Origin of the sequence: Streptomyces albipurpureus (assembly GCF_023701525.1) — a bacterium.
Taxonomy (GTDB): Bacteria; Actinomycetota; Actinomycetes; order Streptomycetales; family Streptomycetaceae; genus Streptomyces; species Streptomyces albipurpureus.
Map to the genome: position 1 here is coordinate 1 of NZ_JAMQAW010000118.1, position 18,422 is coordinate 18,422.

Sequence of the window (18,422 nt, forward strand, 5' to 3'; positions counted from 1 at the left end):
AGCAGTCGCGGACGTCATCGCGGCCAGCCCCTCGCACGTGATCGTCTCGCCCGCGATTGCACACCGCTGGGTGGCGGAACTGCGGCAGCACGCCGACCACCTCACCGCGCTCGCCGACGCGTTCAACGAGTGCTACCCCACGCCCACTGAGACCACGGCAGGATGAAACACATGAGGATCGACATCGAGTTCCCGGACGGCACCTCCGCCCTCACCGACGCACCCAGCCACCTGCCCAGGGAAGGGGAAACCCTGCTCTGGACCCACGTTGACGCCACCAGTGAGCAGAGCACCATCTACCGAGTCGCCACCGTCTCCTGGGCGCTCAGCACGGACTCGCCCGCCTCCGTGTGCCTACGACTCGCCCACCCCTAACCAGAGCCCGTACCCGCGCACCCAGCCCCGCGCGCACCCTGCCCGCGGGGCCTCACTACGCCAGTAGTTGACATCTCCACCCCGCACACCCCATCCTGGACCCGTCTTCGGCGTGCCCAGAAACACCAAGCCCACCCAATCCGGTGGGCTTCGTCATTTCTACAGACACTCCACCCACCCCATGCCACGATGCCCCCTACACCTCCAGGGGGGAGAGGCCAATGGGCCGATCACAGCGCGTCGTCGAGAAACGCGGCGCCAATCATGGCTTGCACGTCTTCCTATCGATCATCACCTGCGGACTGTGGGCCATCACCGGCTGGCCCATCGCCACCGCCATGGGACGCAAAACCGTCACCCGCGTACCCGTCCAGCAGATCCCGCCGCAGCAGTACCCGCCCCAGCAGGGATACGGCTACCCACCACAGGGCCAGCCCCAGCAGCCGTATCCGCCGCAACAGCCATACGGGCAGCAGCAGCCCCCACCCGGCCCCTACCAACAGCCGGGACAGACCCTCCCGTACGGCCACCAGCAGCCACCCCCAGGGCAGCCACCCGGCCCACCCCCAGGCCAATACCCGCCACCACGGCAGTAACCCGAGCCCCCACCCACCAGTGGGGGCTCACCCATGTCACAGACAGGTGGTGAGAGCGTGTGCCACCCCGCATCCCCGCCGACACCCGCGCCGCCATCCTTGCTGACATCCAGGCCGGCCACCTCTCCTGCCGGGCCATCGCGAAAGCCCACGGAGTCAGCCCAAGCACAGTCTCAAAGCTTGCCGCCGATGCCATCCCTGTGGACGCATTCGAACGTTCGCAGACCAAAAAGGCGACCGAGGCAGCCACCGCCGATGCCGCCTCTCGCCGTGCAGTCCTCGGCACCGCCTGGCTGAGCCTGGCTGAAGAAGCAGTCGCCCAGGCCCGCGCTGAACTCGCCGACGCCCGGGCTGACAAGGCCGCCACCATCGCCGGTATCGCCACGGACAAGCACCTCGCCCTCGACAAGCACGGCGTAGACCCCCATGGTCTCTCCGCTGTAGACGCCTGGCTGACCGCCATGACCGGCGAGGACGACACATGACCATTCAGAAACTTGCCGGGAAACAGCGGGAATCGGTCCACCTCGCCACCGCCCGCGGAAACCTCTGGGAAGGCTCCGTTCGGTCATCCAAGACCGTGTCCAGCATCGTCCGGTGGCTCCGCTACGTCCGCCAGGGCCCGCTCGGCCCGCTCCTCATGGTCGGCAAGACGGAACGCACCCTGAAGCGGAACATCATCGACCCCATCACCGAGATGGTCGGCACCTCCCGATGCCGATACCGCACCGGCGCCGGAGAACTCGACCTCTTCGGCAGGATGATCTACACCGCCGGCGCGAACGACGAACGCGCCGCAGAGAAGATCAAGGGCCTGACCCTGGCTGGCGCCTACGCCGACGAGGTCACCACCTATCCCGAGTCGTTTTGGTCGATGCTGATGACGCGTCTGTCTGTTGAGGGTGCGCAGTGGTTCGGCACGACGAACCCCGAAGGTCGCAATCACTGGCTCAAGCGCGACTACCTCGACCGGGCCGCACTCCACCTCACCCGCAACGGGCAGATCCTCCGCACCAGCGGCGACGAGACGCTTGATCTCCACCGGTTCAGCTTCCAGCTCGACGACAACCCGTACCTGCCGGACGACTACGTCGAAGCCCTCAAGCGGGAACACGTCGGCCTGTTCTACAAGCGGTACATCCTGGGTGAATGGGTTGCCGCCGAGGGTGCGATCTATGACATGTGGGACGACGACAAGCACGTTGTCGACACCCTGCCGCCGATCGTCCGCTGGCCCGGCATCGGCGTGGACTATGGCACCACCAACCCGTTCTCCGGCCTACTCCTCGGTGTAGGCGCAGACCGGCGCCTCTACCTCGCCAGCGAGTACCGGTACGACTCACGCGCCAAACGGCGGGCTATGACGGACGCCGAGTACGCGACCGCGCTCCGCACCTGGGTGCGTGGCGCGGCACCTCTGGCCGGGCTGCACCCCGAGTGGACTGTCATCGACCCATCCGCCGCATCCTTCATCACGCAGTTGTTCCGCGAGCAATGGCCCGGAGTCACCCAGGCCGCCAACGACGTCCTCCCCGGCATCCGCACCGTGGGCACCCTCCTCGGCAACGATCAGCTCCGCGTCCACGCCTCATGCCGCGGCTGGATCGACGAAGTCTCGGGCTACTCCTGGGACCCCAAGGCCACCGCGAAGGGCCTTGACCAACCCCTGAAGCAGGACGACCACAGCATGGACGCTGGCCGATACGGCATCTACACCACCGAGGCCCTGTGGCGGCCGCACATTCCGACCCTGCTGGAGGTGGCCGCATGATGCCCACTGCGGACCAGGCCATCGCCAACGCCGCCCGCCTGCTGGAGCGAGCCGAGATCGAACTTACCAACCTTCCCCTCATGGAACGCCTCGACGAACTCGCCGCGTCCTGGCTCCAGCTCGCCGCCCTGGTCATGGAGAAGGAGCGCGTCTGATGCCCCTGCCCACCGCAGACACTCCGTGGCCACCCGTAGACCCCACCGTCCAGACCGCACTCGCCGACTGGGACGCCTGGTACTCCTCCGAACCCGAGCGGCTCGCAGAGCGCTACCGCAACCGCGGCAGCCAAACACCGGCCAACCGGCCCGCCCAGTACGCCGGCGGGGTACGGGGGAAGCTCGCCCGCTGGTTCTGGGGCGAACCCACCCCCGCGGGCGAGACAGTCAGCAAGTTGCACATCCCCCTCGCCGGAGACATCGCACGCACCAGCTCAGGCCTCCTCTTCTCAGAGCCCCCCGCCCTCATCGGCGAGAACGACACCACCCAGACCCGCCTCGACGCCATGGCCAAGAGCCTCCACCCCACCCTGCTGGAGGCAGGCGAGCTCGCAGCGGCGCATGGTGGTGCCTATCTGCGGGTGGTCTGGGACACGGAGGTCTCCGATCGGCCCTGGATCGACGTGGTCGCGGCCGACCGGGCCGCTCCCGAGTTCCGGTACGGGCGGCTGACCGCCGTCACCTTCTGGACCGTGCTCGACTCCGGCGACACCTCCGACCGGCGCGTCTTCCGGCACCTGGAGCGCCACGAGAAGGGCCGCATCTACCACGGGTTGTACGAGGGGAGCAGCAGCACGCTCGGCGCCGTCCGCCCGCTCGCCGACCACCCAGCCACCGCCCCGCTCTCGGAAGAGGTCGACGCCGAAGGGGGGCTCGACACCGGCGCACCGCAGCACCTGACCGCCTCCTACATGCCCAACGTCCGCCCCGCCAGGGCCTGGCGACATGTCCCCAGCGCGGCCTACTGGGGGCAGTCCGACTTTCAGGGCATCGAGGGCCTGATGGACGCACTCGACGAGGCCTGGACGTCGTGGATGCGGGACATTCAGGACGGCAAGAGCAGGATCATCGTCGCTGACTCGCTGCTCCAGTCCCTTGGCCCCGGGCAGGGCGTCTCGTGGGAGGACCGCCGGGTCTATACCGGGCTCTCGATGCTCCCGCGCGCCGGCGACCCCAACCCGATCACCTCCGTCCAGTTCGCGATCCGAGTGAAGGAGCACGCCGACACCTGCGCCGCACTCGTACAGGAAGCCGCTCGTCAGGCTGGCTACTCGGCCGGGACGTTCGGCGAGCATGGTGAAGGTCAGGCGGTCACCGCGACGGAGATCAAGGCCCGAGAGCGCCGGTCACTCGCCACCCGCGCGCGGAAGGCCCTCTACGCCGACCCTGCCCTGTCCGACATCCTTGCCGCGCAGTTGGCGGTGGAGGCTGGGTTCCGCTTCGGCGTCCGAGGCCTAGACAGCAAGCCGCCCGAGGTGGAGTTCCAGGACTCCATCAGTGAGGGCGTAGGCGAACTGGCCACCACCGCCGAGCTGCTACGACGGGCCGAGGCCGCATCCACGCAGACGTTGGTGGAGATGCTGCATCCCGACTGGGACAAGGACCAGGTGCGGGCCGAGACGGACGCGATCCTCGGCGAGTCCGGCCGGGCGGTCTCTGATCCCACCCAGACCGGAGCCGAGGGGGTACCCGATGCCGGTGTCCCCGGAGATGGCGGAGAACCTCGCGGCGGAGGTCCGGGGGCTGTATGACGCCGCTGAGACTGTGCTGCTGGAGAAGTTGGCGGCAGCGCTTGAGGCGGACATCGACTCACCTCGTTGGGCGGAGTTGAAGCTCGCCTCACTCGGCAACCTGAGGCAGTCCATCGAGCAGGTCGCGGAGGCACTACAACAGGACACCGACGGCGCAGTACGACGAGCGCTCATCGAGGCATACACCCGCGGCAGGCAGGCCGCCGTCGCCGAACTCGGAGCACTGGACATCGGCCGGGAACTCGTGGCCCGGGAGACCCTGCCGAACGCCCCCGCGGTGGACCGGCTCGCCGCGTCACTGGCGGAGGACACCCGGCCGGTGTACGCCCGCATCACCCGGGCCATCACGGACACCTACCGCCGTGTCGTCGCCCGCGCATCCGGGACACAGCTCCTCACCGGCATCACCCGCCGACAGGCCAGCCAGCGGGCCCTCGACGAGTTCGCCAACCGCGGCATCACCGGATTCATCGACTCGGCCGGCAGGTCGTGGGACATGGCCGCCTACGCAGAGATGGCTGTCCGCTCGGTCACCGCCCGGGCCGCGATCGAGGGGCACACCGATGCGCTCACCGAGATGGGCATCCAGCTCGTCATCGTCTCCGATGCCCCCCTCAACTGCCCACTGTGTGCCGCGTGGGAAGGGGAGATCCTCGCCATCAACGGGCAGTCCGGCCCACACACCATCCGGGCCGAGCACGCAGCACCCACGGGTCGGCGTCGTGGCAGGCGTCGCACGGTCGCTGTCCACGTCGCCGGGAGTCTCGTCGAGGCCCGTGCTGCCGGCCTGTTTCACCCCAACTGCCGCCACTCCCTCGCGGCCTACCTTCCCGGCATCACGACCCGCCCGCCGCACCATGCCACCCCTGGCACCACCTATGAGGACACGCAGCGGCAGCGGGAGATCGAACGCCACATCCGCCGGTGGAAGCGCCGGGCCGCCGCTGCGATGGACGACAAGACCCGCGCGACGGCGAACGCCAAGGTCAGGGAATGGCAAGCCGAGATGCGGAAGCACGTGGCTGCGCACGACGATCTAAGGCGCAAGCCCGAACGCGAACAGATCCCCCCGCCCACACAGGACGCTGCCCCCGAGCCCCCACCCAGCTCACCAGCGCCCAGCGACGCCGAGCCCGACGAGCAACCCAGCGCGATTCGTCAAGGCCCCGCAGGCTTCCCACTCCTCGACGACCTGATCTCTCCCGTCCCATCCGATCAGCTCACCGACGAGCAAAGAGAAGCCGTGAGACACGCGATCGCCGGTGTACTGGATGGCGACTACGCCGGACTCACCATCCGGACAGGGCGAGTCAAGGTGGAGCAGAACTACACCCATGTCTCCGCCGGCATCTATATGGGGGAGAACATGGTCGGTGACGTCATCCGCCAACTGCGACGTGACGACACCGGCGCGCTCTACGTCGTGCATTCCTACTTCGATATCGCGGACGAGCACCAGAATTCCGGTATGTCCGGGGCGTTGAACGCGCGCCTCGAAGCTTGGTATCGGGATTCGGGTGTGGAGCGCATTGAACTGCACGCGTCCATGCAGGTCGGCGGCTACGCGTGGGCATCAGCGGGATACAGCGCCCGCGACGCTGAGGCCGCCCAGTACCTTTTGGAGCGGCTACAAGGGGCGATCGAGCGAGCCAAGGAAGACATCCAACGGCTGGAGGCTGCCGCCGAAACTGGTGGCGGAGACCCGGAGGAACTGGCCTCACTGCGAGCTCAAGTCCTCGAGGCCGCCGCTATCCTGGAGCGGGCCGCGCCACTGTCATGGGGCGAAGAAGGCTTCCCGGAACCCCAAGAGATCAGTCAGGCCGGACGGGGCAGAGCGATCCCTCCATCGGACGGATCGCGTATGACGTGGGTGGGGAAGAAGGCTCTCATGGGTTCGTCCTGGTATGGAGTGAAGTGGCTGTGAAGGAATACCAACCTCCGGAGACCCCTCCTCAGCGCCCGCATCCTTCGGCCCTCCGTCAGTCACGTGCGCGGGCTGCCGCTCATGCAGAGTGGACGGAAGCACACCGCGATGCCGACCTCCCCTATCGCCCGACCGCTGAGGAGCGGCAGACGCCGAGCGATTACGGCTACCACCGGCTAGAGATGGAGGCGACACCGGAGATGCTCGATGATCTAGAGCGCCGGTATCGCAAGCATCTCCGGCGTCTCGAAGCCGAGGACGGCTGACCCCAGACCACACTCGAACACCTCTTGGCCCCGCCTTTGTGCGGGGCCTTTCGTATGCCCGAACACCGCACGGTGCATCGGGCTGATCCCGGAACGGGAGAACAACATGCCCCACCCTTTCAAGCACCCGCTGGCCAGTCACGCAGCGGGGACCGTTCTCGGCAGGCGTCGCAACGGCTCACCGATCTATCCCATCGCGGGTGGCAACGGCGAGGGCGAAGGCGGCTCCGCATCCGGACAGGACGGCTCCGGTGAGTCGGGCACGTCCGGACAGCAGGGAGACGGCGCCACCGGCCAGGGCGGACAGGCAACCGGACAGTCCGGACCCGGCACATCCGGTGACGGCACGGACTGGAAGGCCATGGCGCGGCAGTGGGAGAAGCGCGCCAAGGAGAACAGCGGCGCGCAGACGGAGCTGGAGAAGATCCGTGCCGCGAACATGAGCGAGCAGGAGAAGGCCGTCACCGCGGCAGAGAAGGCAGGCCGCACGGCCGCTCTCTCCGAAGCCGCCCCCCTGATCGCTCAGGCCAAGCTCGAAGCCGCGGCGGCTCTCGCAGGCGTCGACCTCACCACGCTCGCCGAGTACATCGACCTCAAGCGCTTCGTCGACAAGGACGGGCAGGTTGACGACACCGCGATCAAGAAGGCCGTCACCACCTTCGCCAAGCTCGCGCCTGCGCGTGGGGCCGGCCGCTCAGGCGGAGACATGGGCGGCGGCTCAGGCTCCGGCGACCAGGCGGCATCCATCGACAAGCAGATCGCCGACGCCACCGCGAAGCGCGACTTCGCGACCGTCATCCGACTCAAGCGGCAGAAAGCCGCACAGACCTAAGGAGGGCTCATGGCCGGTATCACCGGGATGGGCGACAGCTTCAACCTTCCCAACTACGCGGGCGAACTCTTCGCCCTCACCCCGGCGGACACCCCGTTCCTGTCGGCCATCGGCGGCCTCACCGGCGGCCGGATGACGAGCAGCACCGAGTTCGAGTGGCAGACCTACGACCTGCGGGACCCGTCCCAGCGGACCCGGGTGGAGGGCGCGACCGCTCCCACAGCGGAGAACCGGGCACGGGCCGGCGGCCGGAACGTTGTCCAGATCCATCAGGAGAAGGCGTCCGTCTCGTACACCAAGCAGGCCACCGCGGGCATGTTGACGACGCCCGGGTCCGCGCCGTACCGGGGTGTCGACGGGTCGAACCCGGTGAACTCGGAGCTGGACTGGCAGGTCGCGCAGGCGCTGAAGTCAATCGCGCTGGACGTGAACTACAGCTTCATCAACGGGACGTTCAACAACCCGACCACGAACGCGACCGCGAGGCGGACCCGGGGTCTGCTCCAGGCGATCACCACCAACCGGATCGCCAAGGGCACCAGCGTGACCGGAGCCACCAGCGCGACGGACACGATCACTTCCACCGGTCATGGTCTGGTAGACGGTGACAAGATCGTGTTCACGGCCGTCGGCGCGGCCACCGGAATTGTCCCGGGCCGGATCTACTACGCCGACCAGCAGGATGCGAACACCTTCAAGGTGTCCTCGACCCTGGGCGGGGCCGCGATCACCCTCGGGACCGCGTCAGGGATCGCGTTCACCGAGCCGTGGGCCACCACCCTGACCCCGGGGCACGTCACGGACCTGCTCCAGCTCGCCTACGACAACGGGGGCATCAGCGAGCAGGAGACCGCCACACTGCTCTGCAACTCCTCCCAGCGCCGCGCGCTCACGGCCGCGTACGCCTCGGCGTACGGGCAGTTCCACGAGACCAGCCGCGACGTCGGTGGTGTCGCCGTGGACCAGATCGTCACGGACTTCGGCACATTGGCCGTGATGATGGACCGGCACATGCCGCAGGACACCATCTCGGTCGTCTCGCTGGAGCAGTGCGAGCCGGTGTTCCTCAACGTCCCCGGCAAGGGCGTGATGTTCGAGGAGCCGCTGGCGAAGACCGGTTCAAGCGACGAGGTCCAGCTGTACGGAGAGATCGGTCTCGCGTACGGCAACGAGCGGGCGCACGGCGTCATGACCGGGCTGAAGGTGTGATGACTGTGGCTGTCTACGAACGCGGCGTAGGGCCGCACGTGGCGGAACGCGTCCGCCCGGCACCGGGGCCGGAGGCGGAGCGGTACGCGGCGCTGGCTGCCGACCCGGCCTCGGGCTGGCGCTGTGCGGAGCCCGACCCGGCCCCCGAGCCGGTCGAGCCGAAGCATCCGACCAAGTCCGCGTCCAAGGCGGACTGGAAGGCGTACGCGGTCGCCCAGGGCATGGCCGAGGAAGACGCCGAGAAGGCAACCCGCGACGAGCTGGCCGCCCAGTACACCGAGGGAGGTGGCCCTGGTGGCAGTGACGACTGATCTCGGCATCTCCGCCTCGATCTACCAGTCCAAGGCGCAGGACCTCACGGTCTCGGAGGACCGGCTGAGCTTCCGGCGAGCCGTGCACCTGGCCAGCGGCACCGGGGCCGGGAAGGCGGACAAGGTCTTCCACGACCGGCGCACGCTGGCCGCTTCGGCAACGGAGGATCTCGACCTCGCAGGCGTCCTTCTGGACGCCTTCGGGACGGCGATCACCTTCGTGAAGGTCAAGGGCCTGTTCGTCGCGGCTGCTGAGGGCAACACCAACAGCGTGATCGTGGGCAACGCAACCAGCAACGCCTGGAGCACCCTTCTGGGGGCGACCGGCACGGTCACGCTCCGCCCGGGTGCATCCTTCGGCGTCATGGCTGGTGCTGCTGACGCAACGGCGTACGCGGTCACGGCTGGGACGGGGGATCTCCTGAAGATCGCCAACTCGGCAGCGGGTACGAGTGTCAGCTACGACATCGTCATCGTGGGTGCGTCCGCGTAGGAGGTGGTCATGGCCAGGGTCTATGCCACCTCCGCTGACTATCAGGCCTACACGGGCGAGACTCCGCCTGAGGGTATCGATGCCGTCCTCGGTCGCGCGTCCACGTTTCTGGACAGCAGGGTGTTTCGGCTGTGCGGATACGACGCGGACCCGGCCACCGGGATGCCCACCAACGCCGTGGTGGTGGCCGCGTTCACGGCTGCTGTGTGTGCCCAGGTCCAGTGGTGGGGCGAGACGGGCGACGAGCTGGGCACGGCGGGTAGGTACGGGACGGTGAAGATCGGCTCCGTTGCCCTGTCCGGGCCTGGCTCGTCGGCCGGGGGCTCTGCGGCCTCGGTGGGTGGCCGGGAGGTCGCTGACGCGGCCCTCGAAGCGCTCCGGTCACCTGACCTGACCCCGGACATCTTCGTCCTGGGGCTGGTGGTCTCATGAAGATCCCCGGGTTTCTGCTGCGGCATGAGGTAACGGTGGAGCCGTATCTCGGGGACTCCGCGTACGGGCCCCAGTACGGACCGGCTGCCAGCCTCAGGTGCTTTCTGGATGAGCAGACCCGCACGGTCCGCAGCAAAGAGGGTCAAGAGGTGATCTCATCCGGCACGTTCTATGCCCGGCTCGATGCGGTCTGCCCTGCCGAGTCCCGCGTCACCCTGCCCACCGGTAGGCAGACCACCGTGATCGCCGCTCTACGGCGGGATGGCGGCGGTCTCGCCACTCCTGACCATCTCGAAGTCCAGCTCGCCTAGGAGGTGCCTGGTGCAGTACACGCGGTTCCGGTTCGACGGCCGCCGGCAATGGACCAGCCGCGGCAGGCGGCTCGCCTCCGAAGGGCTGGAGAAGGGCCTGGAACACGTCCTCGGTGAGGCTCGCAGGCTGGTGCCGCTCGACGAGGGCACCCTGGAGCGCTCCGGCAAGGTCGTGATGACCGGCCCGCTGAACGGCGCGGTCGTCTTCGACACGGTCTATGCGGCCCGGCAGCACGAGGAGCTGTCGTGGAAGCACCTGCCGGGTAGGAGCGCGAAGTACCTGGAAATCCCCATGAATCGGGAACGCCAGGTCGTGTTGGACCTGATGGCAGTGGGATTGAGGAGGTGGCTGCGTGGATGATGAGCCGGATCTCCTCGACGGGATCGCCCGCCATCTGTCCGAGCGGGGCCTGGTCGACTACGACCCGACCGGGGTCGGCGGGGACTGCTTCATCGAGTCGATGCCGTCCACGCCTGGCGTCGCTGTGGTCCTCACGCTTTACGACGACGGCACCGAGCCGGACTCCAGGCTGCCGTACGACGAGCCGCGGATGCAGGTCCGCGTCCGTGGCGACCAGGACCCGCGTACCTCCCGGCGCCTGTGTGCCCGTATCCGAATCGAGCTGCACGGCCTCGGGCCGGTGACTCTGCCGGGCGGTGTGGAGCTGATCCTCTCGGTGGCGCTTCAGGGTGCCCCTGCGGCGCTCGGCGTCGACCAGTCCCAGCGGCACGAGCACGTCGCCAACTTCCGTATGGAACATCTCAGCCCCACGACGCACCGCGTCTGACCCCTTCACTTTCCCCAGGCCCGCAGCCCACCGGCAGCGGGCCTTCGTCATGCCCGGAGGAGCCATGGCAGCCACCAAATACAACGCCAGAGATTGCCAGTTCGAGATCGAAGACTTCCTTAACCCGGGCACCTGGGTCGCGATCAGGACTGCCCAGGGCGGTGCGGGCGAAGGCGGCATCAACACTTTCTCCCTCTCTCATGAGTATGAGACCGCCGATACCACGACTTTCGGCAGCCAGGGCCGCGCTGAATCGCAGAACATGCAGGAAGGGAAGTCCATCACCCTGGAGGGCTTCCGTCTGAAGGACAAGACAACGGGTGCTCTCGATCCGGGGCAGGCGCTCGCCGAAGTGCAGGCGGCCCGTCTCGGAGACGACTCTCTTGTGGGCTTCCGTATGGCCGCCCCGGGTGACACCACCTGGGAGGTGTGGCCTGCGGCGACCTTTCAGCTCGGGGACCAAGGCGGCGGGAACAACGACAAGTCGTCCTGGTCCGTCACCATCACCCGGTCTGGCGCGTCCACCACGGCGGTGAAGGCATGACCGCCCGCAAGGCGCCGATTGAGGAGTCGTTCGACGCGTTCTGGGAGGAGCTCACCGGCGGCAGCCGGACCACGGTGATCGAGGGCGTCACCGTCCCCGTCCCGGTCGATCTCCCGCTCGGTTTTGGCGAGCGCTTCACCGCACTTCAGGCCTCCGAATCGGACGAGGACGCTGCCGAGCTGGTCGCACTCCTCTTCGGTCAGGCTGCGGCTGATCAGTGGCTTGCCCCGCCGAAGATCGGCACCCGCAAGTTGATGACAGTCCTGTTGTGGGGCATGGCCCAGGCCGCTGGTGAGGACCTGTCCTTCGCTGAGGCGTACGAGCGGCTGAGGACTCAGGCCGGCACGGGAAAAGCCCCCAACCGGCAAGCCCGCCGAGCCGCGCAGAAGAAGCCATCCGCCGGTACTGGTGGGCGATCGAGGCCGACTTCCAGCGCGAGTACCGGTACGGCCCCCGCCACATCGCGGGCATGAGCCGCAGACGGTTCTACGTCCTCCTCACCGGCCTTTCACCGGAAGCGATGTTCCGGCGGATGGCGGGTGACGAGCTGTCGATCGTCGATGACCCCGATCAGATCCGTGCCGCTCTGCGGTCCTGACACACCCTGGGGGTGATCGCGTGTCGCTCACCATTGGGTCGCTGACAGGTCTGATCAACGCCGACGACTCCGGCATGCGGAGCGGGCTGTCGGCTGCTGAGCTGCGGATGCGGGGCTTTCAGCGGGACGTGGAAGGCCGGCTGCGTCATCTCGACGGGACGTTCGCCACGTCGGGTCAGCTGATGGCCGCAGGGCTGTCGGCTGGCAGTGACGAGGGGGATCGGCTCGGTCTCTCACTGGGCCGGCTCGGCGGGATGGCGGGTGGTCTCGGGAAGATCGCCATGTCCGTCGGCGGTATGGCGGCCAAGCTCGGAGCCGCGGCACCCGCTGCGGCTGGGCTGGCGGCAGCGGTGGCCAACATCGCCCCGGCCAGCGGTGTTGCGGTCACAGCGCTGTTGGCGATCAAGCAGGCCCAGATGGTGGTCAAGCTCGGTACGCAGGGCATGGGCGACGCTCTGTCGAACGCACTCGACCCGGCAAACGCGGAGAAGTTCGAAGAGGCGATCAAGAAGCTGTCTCCGTCCGCTCAGGCGTTCGCGCGTCAGGTCAAGGCGCTCGCTCCGGAGTGGAACGCGTTCCAGCAGGGCATTCAGCAGGAGCTGTTCCGCGGGCTTGGGGAGAACCTCAAGCGCACAGCGACCAGCGTGATGCCCGTCCTCAAAACCGAGTTGAAGGGCACCGCCACCGCGCTGGGCGATATGGCGGCTGGGGTGATGGGTGCCGCTCGGGGTCTGGCGGACTCAGGGACCCTCGGCACGGCAATGCGGTCGGCGACGAACGGCCTCAAGAACATGCAGGGCGTGCCCGGCATGGTGGTGACGGGGCTCGGGCAGATCGCGGCTGCTGCTGGCCCGTCCTTCGAGAAGTTGACCGGGGCCGCCGCTGACGGGCTGGCGGGGGTGTCGCAGTCCCTGGGCGCCGCGTTCGAGTCGGGCGCGATGCAGAAGGCCATCGAGCAGGCCATCACCCTGATCGGCCAGTTGATGGATGTGGCCGGGAACGTCGGCTCGATCATCGGCAGCGTTTTCAGCGCCGCCCAGGTCAGTGGCGGCGGCTTCATCGGGGTGCTTCAGGAGATCACTGGCGCCCTCGCGACCGCCTTTGCGTCGCCTGAGGTTCAGGGTGGTTTGCGGGCGATCTTCGAGACGATGGCGACGGTCGCTAAGACCGTCGCCCCACTCCTCGTGTCCGCGCTGAAGGTGATCGGCCCGGTGTTCGAGCAGTTGGGACCGCCGATCCAGACCCTGGTGCAGGCACTGGGCACGGCACTCGCGCCGGTGATCGAGGCTCTCGGCCCGGTACTCGGGGCAGCGGCCAGCGCGATTGGTGCTCTGATCACGGCAGCGGCTCCGATCCTGCCGCTGATCGGCACCCTGGTCGCCGCACTTCTGCCAGCGGTCACGCCCCTGTTCGCGGCGCTGGAGAAGGTCTTCGTGGCCCTCGCACCGGTGATCCAGCAGGTTGTGGGAATCCTCGCGGACACCCTGACACCGATCATCGCCGCTCTGATCCCGATCGTGGAGATCCTCGCCGCATCGATCGGTGACCAGCTCGTGCTGTTCGTGGGGATGCTGGGTGATCTGCTGGTCGAACTCGGTCCGACCCTGGTCACCATCGGCCAGACGTTCGGCGACCTGCTCATCGCTCTGACCCCAGTGATCGCGGAGATCGCGGCGCTGGGGCTGGAGCTGATGACGTCGCTGATGCCTCTCCTCACGCCGCTGATCGAGCTGATTGCCCAGCTGGTGGCGATCTTCGCGGATGAGCTGGCCGTGGTCATCGAGACCGTGGTCGTCCCCGCGCTGGAGATGATCGCCGCCCTCCTCAGGGGCGATTTCGACGAGGCCTGGAAGAAGGCGAAGGAGCTGATGCGGGGGGCTGTCGACACCATCGTGCGGTGGTTCACGGAGTTCCCCGGCAAGGTGCACAGCGCGCTCGCGTCCTTCGGATCCAAGCTCGGCGAACGGGTTCGAGGTGCCGGTGAGGAGATGAAGAAGGCACTAGCCGCGAAGATCGCAGAGTCAGTCACCAAGGCCCGCGAGTTCCCCGGCAAAGTGCGCTCCGCGTTGGGTGACCTGGGAAGCAAGTTGCGGGATGCGGGCCGGTCGCTGATCGCCGGGTTCATCTCGGGCATGTTGTCGAAGCTGGGCGATGTCGGCGGCGCCGCCTCCAAGCTCGTCTCGAAAGCCCGCGACTTCTTCCCCTTCTCTCCCGCGAAGGAGGGCCCGTTCGCGGGCCGGGGTTGGACGCTCTACTCCGGGCAGTCGGTCGCGCAAGCCCTCGCGGCCGGTATGACTTCCGGTACAGGGCTCGTCGGGAAGGCCGCATCGGGCATGTTGGCGCACGCTCAGCAGCAGATCGGCGCGGGGCTCCACCTCGGCGCCGGCCTACCTGCCCTCGGACTGGCAGGCGGACCAGCCATGGCGGGAGCCGGTAGCGGACCGCCCCGCATCGTCCTGGAGGTCCGCGGCGACGGGACCACCTGGTCCTCGTTCCTCGCTGAGCAGATCCGCGACCAGGTCACGATCAAGGGCGGCGGCGATGTCCAGCGCGCGTTCGGTCAACGACGATAGGGGACGGACAGATGGTGGTGCCTGATGCGCGGGTGGAACTGGAGATCGGTGGCGTACAGGTCGACGTCACCGACCATGTGCGTCACGGAACCCGGATCACCCACACCCGTGGACGCAGGAACCGCGGCGGCAGGGCAGAAGCGGCCGAGGTTGCCCTCACCCTGGAGTCCCCCGGCGGGCTCTACGACAACCGCAACCCACGTAGCCCGTACTACGGACAGTTGGGGCGGAACACGCCGCTCAGGCTGTCGGTGGAGTCGGGTGTCGTCGCCCTCCAGGTGTCCGGTGCGAACACCGGCGCCCGGGCATCCACGCCGGACCACGCATCACTGGACATCACCGGGGACCTCGATGTTCGGCTCGATGCCACCTTGGACAACTGGCTGATCGCCGGGGACAACATCGACGTCAGCTCGGTGCAGCTGGCCGGCAAGGGGAACATCTTCACCCCTGACCGTTCCTGGCTGCTCATCACCCGCCACGGCCGACTCCAGTTCGAGTGGTCAGCGACTGGTGCGACGACGATCGAGACGGCGTCCACCGTCCCCCTGCCGGTGCCGAGCGATCGGCGCATGGCCGTCCGCGTGACCCTCGATGTCAACAACGGCAGCAGTGGCAACACGGTCCGCTTCTACACGGCTCCCACCATGGCGGGACCATGGACTCAACTCGGGGCACCCGTGGTGACGCCCGGGACGACGAGCATCTTCGCCAGTACTGGCCCCCTGAGGGTCGGGCTCGGGTGGACCGGGCTCGCCTTCCAAGGCTCGTCAGGCAGTATCCACGGTTTCGAGATGCGCTCGGGCATCAACGGCACCGTCGTGGCCAGCCCGGATTTCACGGCCCAGACGTCCGGCGCGTCCAGCTTCACCGACCCTCAGGGCAAGCTGTGGAGTACGACCAACGGGGCGGAGATCACGAGCCGCCGTATCCGCGTGCGGGGTGAGGTGCCGACGTGGGCACCCCGCTGGCATCTCAGCGGCAACAACATCACCGCCCCTATCACCGCTGCGGGCATCATCCGCCGTCTGGAGGCTGGGCGGGAGGCGCTCCAGTCCACCCTCCGCCGCCGCATCCCATCCGAGCCGTCGTGTGTGGCGTATTGGCCGATGGAGGAAGGGGAAGATGCCGTTCAGGCGTATAGCCCGTTTCCCCGCGTGCCTCCATTGAGGACTGTGGGCTTCGACTTCGGAGCGGACAACAGCCTTGTCGGATCGGACGCGTTGCCGCGACTGACCGGTGGCGCGGCGTCCAGCATGGACGCTCTGGTGCCTCCGCATCCGGCGACGGGTGAGTGGATGGTGACCTACGTCTACAAGATCGACGCCGCCCCGGCGACGGCTACGAAGATCTTGGAGTTCGCGGTCTCGGGCACGGTGCGCCGGATGATCGTGACGCTGGAGCCAGGAGGGCTGTACGCCCGCGGGTATGACGCGGACGGGGATCAGATCCTGAGCGTTGGGGGCGGCACTACACCGGCGTTCTACGCCACCTGGAACCGGTTGGAGGTCCTCGCCCGCCCGGGCGCGCTACCAGGTCAGGTGACGTATCACTTGGGGTGGATTGACGTCTCTGGCGGTGGTCACGCCAATGTGCAGACGATCACCGCTACCGCTGGGATCGTGACCCGTATCGTCACCAAATGGGACGCTTCCGGTGATGGCCAAAGCATCGGGCACCTTGGGGTGTTCAACTCCCAGAACACCTTGATTTACAACGGCGCGGACGATGGATTCCAGGGTGAGGATGCCGCTGATCGCATCATCCGGCTGACTGGCGAAGAGGCCGTGCCGATGTCGGTGGGCGTTGGCGAGACGACGCTCATGGGGCCGCAGCGTCCCGGGCAGCTGCTCGCGCTGCTGGAGGAAGCGGAAGACGCGGACGGTGGTCGGCTGTATGAGCTGTCCGGGCGGCTGGCGCTGGGATACCAGCCGCGGGTGGCGCTCTACAACCGTGAGCCCGTCCTCACCCTGGACTACGGCCAGCTGACGCAGCCGTTCGAGCCGATCGAGGACGACTCAGTCCGCAACGACATCACCGTCAGCCGGCAGGGCGGTTCGTCGGCGCGGGTACGGCTCGATGACGGGCCGATGTCCGTACGCGAACATCCGGACGGTATCGGCCCCTACCAGGAACCCGTGACCCTGAACCTGTTCCATGACGGGCAGCCGGAGGCGATCGCTGGGTGGATGGTGTCCCACTCCGCTTGGGACGAGTACCGCTGGCCACGGCTACGGCTCCTCCTCCACAAATATCCGCAGCTGGTCCCTCAGGCGGTCGCTGTTGCTGAGGGCGACATCATCCGGATCGTGAACCTGCCGGACCATCTCCCGCCCGGCCCGCTGGATCTGATGGTGGAGGGCTTCTCCGAGACCTTCGGCGAGCGCGAGTGGACGATCGATTTCGTGTGCTCACCAGCGGGGCCGTGGACAGTCGGCGTGGCAGAGGACCCAGTGCTGGGGCGGGCCGACACCGAGGGGTCAGAGCTGACCGTTGGGGTGGCCGCCGGAGACCCCTCGTGGGCGGTCTCGACCACCGCTGGCCCCCGCTGGATCGATTCGGCGGCGTTTGCCGCGATGTTCCCGTTCTCCGTCACCTGCGGCGGCGAGGAGGTCACCGTCACCGCCATCAACGGCACGGGCACCACGCAGACCTTCGTGGTCACCCGCTCCATCAACGGCATCGTCAAAGCCCACCCGACCGGCACGCGCCTACGCCTCACCCACCCCATGCGCGCCGCACTCTAGAAAGGAGCCGCCCGTGCCGATCCTCGCAGGCCAAATCGTTACCGCCGGGCAGCTGAACCGGCTTAAGCCGACCGTCTATTTCGCGGTGGGCTCCGCCGCCCACACCGGGCCGGCCACCAACATCGACATCACTGGTGCCGCCATCAACCTGGTCACCGAGGTACCTGGAGCTACCTACGAGGCCGAGTGTGTGTGGGACGCGGACACGATCGGAACCGGTGCGGCCACCGGCACGGCGAGGCTCCACGTCGACGGGGCGAACCTAAGCCCCTTGGCTGTCTTCTCGGACGCGGTCACGTCCGACCGCGGAACGTTCTCGCAGAACTATTCCGGCACGCTCCCGGCGGCTGGCGCGCACTTGTTCAAGCTCGTCGCGTCGCCGGGTACGGACCAGCGCATCCAGGGCGTGAACTGCTCGATCAAAGTCACCATCCATGAAGTCGTCTGAATAGGAGGACGCGCGTGACATCAGTGCTCGTACCCGCCCCGCCGGTCTGGTCCGACCGGCTGGAAACCTCCGCGATCCCGATCGACCGGCACTCGGCGACCAGCTCGCTGCTGTACCGGGTGGTTCTGCCGGCCACTGCGGCGGGGGATGTCCTCGACATCACGGCTAAGGCCGGGGTGACGAACGACGCCGGGCACCCGGGCGGGCAGACTTACATGGTGGGCGTTGGCTGGCATATCTGGTGGTACGACTACAACCACCCGGATCGCTCCGCCGGGCCGTGGACGCAGATCAAACCGTGGTCGGGACAGAACGTTGACCACGCGCTGCACCACCTCGCCCTGAACGCGGCGTTCTGCTGGCGAGTGCCCGACGACTGGCCAGAGGGGCACCGCATGGTCGTCTGCCTCAAAGCGAGTGCGCACAGCACCGCTTGGCAGCGCAACGGCGGCGGCGA

General features: G+C 67.7%; 23 protein-coding genes. 22 read left to right on the forward strand and 1 reads right to left on the reverse strand.

Annotated features, from left to right (window positions below; genetic code table 11):
- Positions 1 to 171: 171 nt before the first annotated feature.
- Positions 172 to 375 carry a hypothetical protein gene (locus NBG84_RS39805; protein WP_250924625.1) on the forward strand — a complete coding sequence of 68 codons (204 nt, stop codon included), beginning with the start codon at positions 172 to 174 and terminating at the stop codon, positions 373 to 375.
- A gap of 281 nt (positions 376 to 656) precedes the next feature.
- Here NBG84_RS39805 and NBG84_RS39810 read toward each other — a convergent pair whose 3' ends face one another.
- Entirely contained in the window at positions 657 to 905 is a 249-nt protein-coding gene (locus NBG84_RS39810) for a hypothetical protein (RefSeq protein WP_250924626.1), read from the reverse strand.
- A 125-nt stretch (positions 906 to 1,030) separates the two neighbouring features.
- Here NBG84_RS39810 and NBG84_RS39815 point away from each other — a divergent pair, with 125 nt between their 5' ends.
- The 21 genes from NBG84_RS39815 to NBG84_RS39910 all read left to right on the forward strand — a co-directional run.
- Positions 1,031 to 1,456, forward strand: coding sequence for a hypothetical protein (locus NBG84_RS39815; RefSeq protein WP_250924627.1), 426 nt, complete (start codon positions 1,031 to 1,033; stop codon positions 1,454 to 1,456).
- Complete coding sequence (locus NBG84_RS39820; protein WP_250924628.1) at positions 1,453 to 2,742, forward strand: PBSX family phage terminase large subunit; 1,290 nt, start codon at positions 1,453 to 1,455, stop codon at positions 2,740 to 2,742. The genes NBG84_RS39815 and NBG84_RS39820 overlap by 4 nt, the downstream gene beginning before the upstream one ends.
- On the forward strand, positions 2,739 to 2,897 hold the full coding sequence (locus tag NBG84_RS39825; protein WP_250924629.1) for a hypothetical protein: 159 nt from the start codon (positions 2,739 to 2,741) through the stop codon (positions 2,895 to 2,897). Before NBG84_RS39820 ends, NBG84_RS39825 begins: the two co-directional genes overlap by 4 nt.
- Complete coding sequence (locus tag NBG84_RS39830; protein WP_250924630.1) at positions 2,897 to 4,489, forward strand: phage portal protein; 1,593 nt, start codon at positions 2,897 to 2,899, stop codon at positions 4,487 to 4,489. Before NBG84_RS39825 ends, NBG84_RS39830 begins: the two co-directional genes overlap by 1 nt.
- On the forward strand, positions 4,431 to 6,413 hold the full coding sequence (locus NBG84_RS39835) for a phage minor capsid protein (RefSeq protein WP_250924631.1): 1,983 nt from the start codon (positions 4,431 to 4,433) through the stop codon (positions 6,411 to 6,413). The genes NBG84_RS39830 and NBG84_RS39835 overlap by 59 nt, the downstream gene beginning before the upstream one ends.
- Entirely contained in the window at positions 6,404 to 6,679 is a 276-nt protein-coding gene (locus tag NBG84_RS39840) for a hypothetical protein (RefSeq protein WP_250924632.1), read from the forward strand. Before NBG84_RS39835 ends, NBG84_RS39840 begins: the two co-directional genes overlap by 10 nt.
- A 106-nt stretch (positions 6,680 to 6,785) precedes the next feature.
- Positions 6,786 to 7,511 (forward strand): hypothetical protein, encoded by a 726-nt coding sequence (locus NBG84_RS39845; RefSeq protein ID WP_250924633.1) that lies wholly within the window; start codon positions 6,786 to 6,788, stop codon positions 7,509 to 7,511.
- A 9-nt stretch (positions 7,512 to 7,520) separates the two neighbouring features.
- Positions 7,521 to 8,720 (forward strand): SU10 major capsid protein, encoded by a 1,200-nt coding sequence (locus NBG84_RS39850; RefSeq protein WP_250924634.1) that lies wholly within the window; start codon positions 7,521 to 7,523, stop codon positions 8,718 to 8,720.
- Between the two features lie 5 nt (positions 8,721 to 8,725).
- Positions 8,726 to 9,031 (forward strand): hypothetical protein, encoded by a 306-nt coding sequence (locus NBG84_RS39855; protein WP_250924635.1) that lies wholly within the window; start codon positions 8,726 to 8,728, stop codon positions 9,029 to 9,031.
- Complete coding sequence (locus tag NBG84_RS39860) at positions 9,015 to 9,524, forward strand: hypothetical protein (RefSeq protein WP_250924636.1); 510 nt, start codon at positions 9,015 to 9,017, stop codon at positions 9,522 to 9,524. Before NBG84_RS39855 ends, NBG84_RS39860 begins: the two co-directional genes overlap by 17 nt.
- Before the next feature lie 9 nt (positions 9,525 to 9,533).
- Positions 9,534 to 9,956, forward strand: coding sequence for a hypothetical protein (locus NBG84_RS39865; protein ID WP_250924637.1), 423 nt, complete (start codon positions 9,534 to 9,536; stop codon positions 9,954 to 9,956).
- Positions 9,953 to 10,267, forward strand: coding sequence for a hypothetical protein (locus NBG84_RS39870; protein ID WP_250924638.1), 315 nt, complete (start codon positions 9,953 to 9,955; stop codon positions 10,265 to 10,267). Before NBG84_RS39865 ends, NBG84_RS39870 begins: the two co-directional genes overlap by 4 nt.
- A 10-nt stretch (positions 10,268 to 10,277) precedes the next feature.
- Positions 10,278 to 10,628, forward strand: a complete 351-nt coding sequence (locus NBG84_RS39875; protein WP_250924639.1) for a hypothetical protein — start codon at positions 10,278 to 10,280, stop codon at positions 10,626 to 10,628.
- On the forward strand, positions 10,621 to 11,055 hold the full coding sequence (locus NBG84_RS39880; RefSeq protein WP_250924640.1) for a minor capsid protein: 435 nt from the start codon (positions 10,621 to 10,623) through the stop codon (positions 11,053 to 11,055). Before NBG84_RS39875 ends, NBG84_RS39880 begins: the two co-directional genes overlap by 8 nt.
- Before the next feature lie 64 nt (positions 11,056 to 11,119).
- A complete protein-coding gene (locus NBG84_RS39885; RefSeq protein ID WP_250924641.1) occupies positions 11,120 to 11,599 on the forward strand; it encodes a phage tail tube protein in 480 nt (159 codons plus the stop codon).
- Positions 11,596 to 12,072 carry a hypothetical protein gene (locus tag NBG84_RS39890; RefSeq protein WP_250924642.1) on the forward strand — a complete coding sequence of 159 codons (477 nt, stop codon included), beginning with the start codon at positions 11,596 to 11,598 and terminating at the stop codon, positions 12,070 to 12,072. Before NBG84_RS39885 ends, NBG84_RS39890 begins: the two co-directional genes overlap by 4 nt.
- Complete coding sequence (locus NBG84_RS40940; protein ID WP_285369012.1) at positions 12,069 to 12,197, forward strand: hypothetical protein; 129 nt, start codon at positions 12,069 to 12,071, stop codon at positions 12,195 to 12,197. Before NBG84_RS39890 ends, NBG84_RS40940 begins: the two co-directional genes overlap by 4 nt.
- A gap of 20 nt (positions 12,198 to 12,217) precedes the next feature.
- Positions 12,218 to 14,770: a phage tail family protein gene (locus NBG84_RS39895; protein WP_250924643.1), complete on the forward strand. Its 2,553-nt coding sequence runs from the start codon at positions 12,218 to 12,220 to the stop codon at positions 14,768 to 14,770.
- Between the two features lie 11 nt (positions 14,771 to 14,781).
- Positions 14,782 to 17,517 (forward strand): hypothetical protein, encoded by a 2,736-nt coding sequence (locus tag NBG84_RS39900; protein WP_250924644.1) that lies wholly within the window; start codon positions 14,782 to 14,784, stop codon positions 17,515 to 17,517.
- Positions 17,518 to 17,530: 13 nt separating this feature from the next.
- Entirely contained in the window at positions 17,531 to 17,965 is a 435-nt protein-coding gene (locus NBG84_RS39905; protein WP_250924645.1) for a hypothetical protein, read from the forward strand.
- A gap of 14 nt (positions 17,966 to 17,979) precedes the next feature.
- A partial coding sequence (locus tag NBG84_RS39910; RefSeq protein ID WP_250924646.1) for a hypothetical protein occupies positions 17,980 to 18,422 on the forward strand: 443 nt, incomplete at its 3' end.